Origin of the sequence: Photobacterium makurazakiensis (assembly GCF_050336715.1) — a bacterium.
Taxonomy (GTDB): domain Bacteria; phylum Pseudomonadota; class Gammaproteobacteria; order Enterobacterales; family Vibrionaceae; genus Photobacterium; species Photobacterium makurazakiensis.
Map to the genome: position 1 here is coordinate 1 of NZ_JAKJSJ010000115.1, position 6581 is coordinate 6581.

The 6581-nt window shown below is 38.2% G+C and carries 5 protein-coding genes and 4 pseudogenes; 1 reads left to right on the forward strand and 8 read right to left on the reverse strand.

All coding sequences use genetic code 11. The features are described 5' to 3' along the window. Positions 1-191: pseudogene (locus tag L4D09_RS28255) on the forward strand (IS5 family transposase); the annotation flags it as partial. A gap of 198 nt (positions 192-389) precedes the next feature. On the opposite strand, the pseudogene L4D09_RS28260 reads toward L4D09_RS28255, so the two are convergent. The 8 genes and pseudogenes from L4D09_RS28260 to L4D09_RS28295 all read right to left on the reverse strand — a co-directional run. Continuing rightward, positions 390-611 (reverse strand): annotated as a pseudogene (locus tag L4D09_RS28260) (IS6 family transposase); the annotation flags it as partial. A gap of 261 nt (positions 612-872) precedes the next feature. Further along, positions 873-1079 (reverse strand): hypothetical protein, encoded by a 207-nt coding sequence (locus L4D09_RS28265; RefSeq protein ID WP_076678505.1) that lies wholly within the window; start codon positions 1077-1079, stop codon positions 873-875. Between the two features lie 152 nt (positions 1080-1231). Beyond that, positions 1232-1444 carry a cold-shock protein gene (locus tag L4D09_RS28270; protein ID WP_076678506.1) on the reverse strand — a complete coding sequence of 71 codons (213 nt, stop codon included), beginning with the start codon at positions 1442-1444 and terminating at the stop codon, positions 1232-1234. A 1054-nt stretch (positions 1445-2498) separates the two neighbouring features. After that, positions 2499-2711: a transcription antiterminator/RNA stability regulator CspE gene (gene cspE / locus L4D09_RS28275; protein WP_076649063.1), complete on the reverse strand. Its 213-nt coding sequence runs from the start codon at positions 2709-2711 to the stop codon at positions 2499-2501. Positions 2712-2907: 196 nt separating this feature from the next. Further along, positions 2908-3153, reverse strand: coding sequence for a hypothetical protein (locus L4D09_RS28280; RefSeq protein ID WP_372186790.1), 246 nt, complete (start codon positions 3151-3153; stop codon positions 2908-2910). Positions 3154-3367: 214 nt separating this feature from the next. After that, complete coding sequence (locus L4D09_RS28285) at positions 3368-4645, reverse strand: methyl-accepting chemotaxis protein (protein ID WP_143694397.1); 1278 nt, start codon at positions 4643-4645, stop codon at positions 3368-3370. A gap of 1179 nt (positions 4646-5824) precedes the next feature. Then, positions 5825-6280, reverse strand: a pseudogene (locus tag L4D09_RS28290) (hypothetical protein); the annotation flags it as partial. 44 nt (positions 6281-6324) lie between these two features. Next, a pseudogene (locus L4D09_RS28295) lies at positions 6325-6581 on the reverse strand (IS5 family transposase); the annotation flags it as partial.

A 6581-nucleotide genomic window follows, 5' to 3' on the forward strand; every position in this document is an offset into this window, starting at 1 on the left:
GCTGGCAAAAGAAAAAACAGTATGGAAAACGGAATGTGTCAGAGAATGCGATGCAACGTTATAAAACAATGATAGGCCCAAAATTACACAGCAGAGACTTTGAAAATCAACAACAAGAACTGATGCTAGGCGCATCAATATTAAATCGATTTACCCAGCTTGGTATGCCCGAGAGCTACCGAGTCGCCTAATAACATCAATAGACAGAGTGGATTGAGTACGGAAACAAAGCCGATGCTAGGCGCATCAATATTAAATCGATTTACCCAGCTTGGTATGCCCGAGAGCTACCGAGTCGCCTAATAACATCAATAGACAGAGTGGATTGAGTACGGAAACAAAGCCCTTGAAAAGGCACATTTCCGATCAAAGTTAATTGTCCTCCGACAATCCATTCGCCACGAGTCAGACACGGGCTTCTTTCTACGCCTCGCTCTGTGCTCTAATGCTGGAGTGAATTTGATTACCTAACGATTAATAGTGGCGTGCTCCACAACAACTCCGCGCTCTAATTGAATCTCTTCAATTTCACGATAACTGAGTTTATAGGCGAAATAATAACGTGCGGTTTCGAGAATAACTTCAGAGGGAAAGTGGCAGCCTTCAAACATTAAGAATCAGTATCATGAATAGAAATCAAGAAAATATTAACTTAAAGACTCAAAGTTTACGACAGAACCAAATATCTTAACCTGGCATCCAGTATTGATGATGCAAGTCAGTAGAAACACAGTACATTCTGATTACGATACAGACGTTAAGATATGAGAATTAAATAGGAATTTAAAAGGGATACGGTTTGAATACTTTTAATTAATAATATAGGTTATATTTACTTTTAATACATTCATTGGAGTCTATTTGGTTATAATTTACACGCTGGCATCATTAAGCCAAATCCCGTTCTCTTTATATGCTAATAGTGTTCCAAGAATATTTCTAAGTTCAATTCTATTTGTACAAAATGGCGCACAAGAAGATGCTGATATTTTTGCGCCTTTTAAACCACGCATAAAGACAGTTTCTAATTTTAATGTGTTATTTTTCTCGTTGATATACTTAATATTAAATGTTGGCATAATTATCTTCTAGTTTATTTTATTTTATTAATCGTTTGTCCAAAAAATAAGATCGTGAAAAATATATCTTTTACAGAGGAAAAACATTGATTGGCTATTTTGAGGGGGTAAGAGTCTAGAGGTGGTGTCAAGCACCTCTATTTAAATATCAGTTAAGCAACAACAACATCTGCTGCTTGAAGGCCTTTCTGACCTTGCTCTACATTGAAAAAAACCTTTTGACCTTCAATTAGAGTCTTGAAGCCTTCTGAAACAATGGCGTTGAAGTGTACAAATACGTCATCACCACCATTATCTTGAGTCAAAAAGCCAAAGCCTTTAGTTTCGTTAAACCATTTTACAGAACCAGTTGTTTTATTAGACATAGATTGTCCCTTATATAATAAAATTAATCGCTGAAATTGCGACGCGCTGGAGCTTGAATTATTTAATGTATCTATGAAGCTAAGGGAAACACTGAGGACAACAACAATAACGAAGGAATTCTGAGGGTTTTACTTTTACAACTGATGTTTCATTTAATAACTCTGAACAGCAGAGCGAGGATATTATTGTATTTTATTTATTATATGTAAAGGATTATTTTAGTGAATATTCATGTAAATATTTTAAGACGCAAAAATAATTAGTCAACTCGATGCTGAATAATTTTTGGACAAAGCTGGTCCAGTGAATTTTCAAGATTAAAAAATAATGGAGAACTATAGGTATAGAAACCTGTTTAGCTTTGTATGTGCGGATCAAAATATATTGCCGGTTCACAATGAAATCAGGGAGCGTTTAGGAAGTTATATATCAAACACACAATCAGCAAAGAGCTAGGACTCAGTCGGACAACAGTGTATCAATTATTAGTAAGATTAATTATGAGCTTATGCTTTCGATGAGGTTGTTAGTTAAGCCAAAACACTAAAATTACCAAGTACGCAATCATGTTGATCAGTAATACTGCCTGTTAAAGTCGCTTCGCAATATGAAAACTTCACATTCATATCATCCACGTTTCCGCTCACTAAAACGTGTCGCCTTAAAACATCACCATTAAGTTGGTGAATAATCCTATCCCAAGAAAGGTTATCTCTAAATAGATTAAATGTGATCTTCATACTATTCCTATTTCTTATTTATCGTTGTTTTTTTCTTTTGTTGTTGAAACCAAAAAAGTCTACGGCCTGTTGTTCGAGACATGGTTGAACCTTATTTATTTTCGTTAGATATAACGAAGCTAGCAGTATTTTATAAACACTACCATTGGAGTATATTAATAATATTTATAATAAACGAAGTAAATAAGAAACGTAACGACAAATACAAAAAGTATTGGGATAATGTTGGATATTTTCGTGGGGTGTTATAAATAAGTACTTTAATATGAGGAAAGTAGCGCAAGCGGTATTTCCGCTCACGCTTATTTAAATCTTATGCAGCTACAACGTTTGCAGCTTGAAGACCTTTTTGGCCTTGCTCTACTTCGAAAGACACTGCTTGACCTTCGTTAAGAGTTTTGAAACCTTCAGAAGCGATTGCACGGAAGTGAACGAAGACGTCAGCACCGCCGTTGTTTTGAGTTAAAAAGCCAAAACCTTTCTCTTCGTTAAACCACTTTACTACGCCATTTGTTTTGTTAGACATATTGTGTCCCTTATATAAAATAAAAATTAATCGCGAAATGCGATGCGCTGAGAGCTGGAATTATTTAATGTATCTACGAAGCTAAGGGAAACACTGAGGAAAACAACAATAACGAAGGAATTCTGAGGGTTTTACTTTTACAACTGGATGTTTCATTTAATAACTCTGAACAACAGAGCAACGCCATTATTGCCCATTACCTCTCCTTTGTAAAGGTGTAATTTAAGATTAATCGAATAATATCTTTTTCAGCTGCCCTACATAATACGTTTTTTACTATTCGTCCTTCATCAATTAAGAAGGTGAGAGAACCACAATTGATGAAGGCTTTGTATCGTAATTCAGGGGAGAGACAAATTTGACCCGCTTTGTGTGTTTCTTCGTCAATACGACAAGTTTTAGGCATACCTAACCCTGTAAGCTTGTTTAACGCTTTAATCATGGCGTAAGCCTCGCCAACCTGAGCGTTGTTTCCAGAGCTTATTGGAGCTATACAGCTTCGCGTAAGAAACTGTTGGACAAAAATGTGCCAGCGCTTTCTCTAAATTAGCAAACCATCAATAACTACAGGTATGGAAAATTTACTTGTGAAGTGCTAATGCGATGAGTAGCATCGCACTAGCAAAGGTATTTGTTTAGGTGCGCACTAAGTGACGTTACGTTAAATTGGACATATTTTTAGCTACATCCTCTGCACCTCTCTGTATCTCATCTATCACAGAAGATACGGAGTAAAGTTGTTCATTTGTATCTATTGAAGATACTCTAATTTTCCCCATTGATTCGGAGATTTGATTCGTCAGCATGACATTCTCAGAGACAACTCGACTTATCTCACCCGTTGATCCAGATGTCTTGGAAGCTAAAACCCTAACCTCATCAGCCACAACAGCAAAACCACGTCCATATTCACCAGCTCTTGCTGCTTCTATTGCTGCATTTAAAGCTAGTAAGTTCGTTTGATCAGCAATGCTGCCAATAACTTGGACTATATTTTCAATTTTAGTTGAGAGTTCATTGAGCTTATTTATTAGTTCTACGGAGCTTTCCACTTGTTGAACCACACCTAATGATTGTTCTTGAGCTTGGTTTATTGACCCCTTACCATCAGTTGCTACTTGTTCAGTTTCAACGGCTGTCGTGTAAGCAATCGATATGGCATCTTTTGAAGCCTCCTCTTGAAGAACATCATGCGTAATATCAGTAGCGAACTTAACCACTTTATATACTTCATTTTTATCATTGAATATTGGGTTGTAAGATGCCTGTATCCAAATCCTGTCGCCTAGCTTTGATTTTCTTAAAAAACGCCCACTAAATGCTCGCCCACCTTGCAAGTCTCTCCAAAAACTAGGATTTTCTTGGTAGAACTCATCAAAACAAAACATTTTATGATGCTTGCTCATGACTTCATCGCTTGAATAACCTAAAGCATTCAGGAATGCTTCATTTGCATTTAGAACTTCTCCAGAAGTTGAAAATGTGATTACTGCAAACGTTCGATCTAATGCACTTAGTAAATCACCATCTTCAATGCTCCTTACATGTTGCTCGGTAACATCATAAGCAACCTTAGCCACTTTTATAACTTTACCTTCAGAGAATATCGGGAAATAAGCCGCCTCAAGGAATATTTCTTTTCCAAATTTATCAAGTCGGGCGAAAACTCCACCCTGTTTTTTTCCTGAAGCTAAACCGACCCAAAATTGTGAGTATTGTGGTGATGACACTATTTTTTCTGAACAAAATAGAGAGTGATGCTTGCCTATGATTTCTTGCTTTTGGTATCCAACACAGGATAAAAACAAATCACTGGCATTTAAAACTTCCCCTTTAGGCGTAAACTCAATGACAGAAAGAGAATCGTACAGCGAATCAATAAAATCTTGATTAATATCTATTTCTTGTTCTATTTTTTTCTTTTTAAAAAACACAAATCACCCATAACCATTTCTTTTCATCACTTAATGGTAAATGTATTAACACAATAGTTCCACCAAAGATATCAGACCAAAACACATATAACTCTTATGTCAATCCCATTTTAAAATGTCCTCTTTTCTCCCAAATAGAAATGTCACCTTTGGGAGAAAAGAATCAAGGGTAGTGGGTTACTTGGTATGACTTGCTTTGAACTAACAACTGCACTCTGATACCTATTTTTCGTACTTTATGAGCTTTGGGTTTCAGATTAGTTATGTTTAGTCAAAACCCATCCGACCGAGAGAGTGGCTTTTTTGGCGAAACTAACAATGGGGCATTTATCAGCTAGAGTAATCCTTATAATGATTGTGATCACCAATGTTTTTGTAAGCTCTATTCACAGATCAACCTTTAATATCTTCGCAGAAAATCAAGATAGTTACCCTGTCACTTTCAGTCCCATGAGTCGCTGTGCGACGAATACCAGAACGCGCTCACGAAGTGAGTAAGATAAGGACTTATCCTCCAGATTAAGTTTAATGAATAGATCATACCAACGGCACGAAAATGGCCCTTCGCCTTGCTAGAATGCGCGAGCGAAGCGAGTAAGATGTACGTTGTTGGTTGATTTGACTCGTGGTTATTTTGGTGGTTCCACTAAATCTTATGTATATGCTCAGTAGTTTCCTGTCGAATGACAAAAGAAAGATTCAGCGCAGCCAGCGATGGTGTTGTTCTTTTTTAATTCATCCTGGTTTAATGCTGGCTGTGGGTACCATGGAGCGAAGCGACTGTTGTCGTAGGATCGATCAAGCTAGACTCGGGTATGAGACTGACGCGCTATCGCTTGTCGGCTTCACACTGGCTCTACATACAAGTATGTAGCAGCCAGAGTGAACCTTAACTTCTTATCTAATGTTTACTTAAATATTTATTTATATACGAAGTTTAACTACGGAGTACACATAACCGCAGTCCATTTTTTAATGCCATCTTTGTGCTCTTTTCTTATACTCTTTTATTGCACCCCCCTTTTAGATTTAACATGAAAAGACGATTCAAAACGATCGGTAGGGGACGAGCATAAAGGTTAGACTTTGGTAAACACGGGAAGGGTTGGTGAATATTTAACCAAAAATGCGCTACAGACGTGCAAAACCCTCCGCCGTTAAGCGGATACCTCTCTATAGCTAGTGTGGAGAAGGGGAGTGGTGGGGCGTTGCTATGAACAGGTTGGCCACGTTCTTAGCAAAATCATTACAGCGCGTCGCGTTGTAGATCTCCTGAATGCCAGAAGCAATGGTACGGAAGTTTAGCCAGTCAAAACGCAAGCCTTTCTTTTCCATGCGTTTGCGTGAGGCGATAATCAACTCGCAAATATTAGGATAGCGCACCACTTTAATGTCTCTAAAGAAAGCTTCGGTGAATTGCTTGTAAGCCGCTGCGCTGCGCACTGTACCTTCGGCATCATCGACGCACACATTAATGCGCTCACTGTACAAGTAAGTCGCACGTTGCAAGTATCGAATCACCTTAGCGAACGACTTCGGTGAGATATACTCGCCCCAACGTAACGCGTAGTCTTCCTGGAGTTGGTCATAGCTGATGGTTTTCAAACCGGCTTCGGTCGGCACACCGATACGGCCACGGCTTTGTTTCCGTACTCAATCCACTCTGTCTATTGATGTTATTAGGCGACTCGGTAGCTCTCGGGCATACCAAGCTGGGTAAATCGATTTAATATTGATGCGCCTAGCATCAGTTCTTGTTGTTGATTTTCAAAGTCTCTGCTGTGTAATTTTGGGCCTATCATTGTTTTATAACGTTGCATCGCATTCTCTGACACATTCCGTTTTCCATACTGTTTTTTCTTTTGCCAGCGTATGGGACCTAAGGCAGAATACGCCACCAAATTGCTCATTCTTTTAGGGTTATGAGCATCGTCTG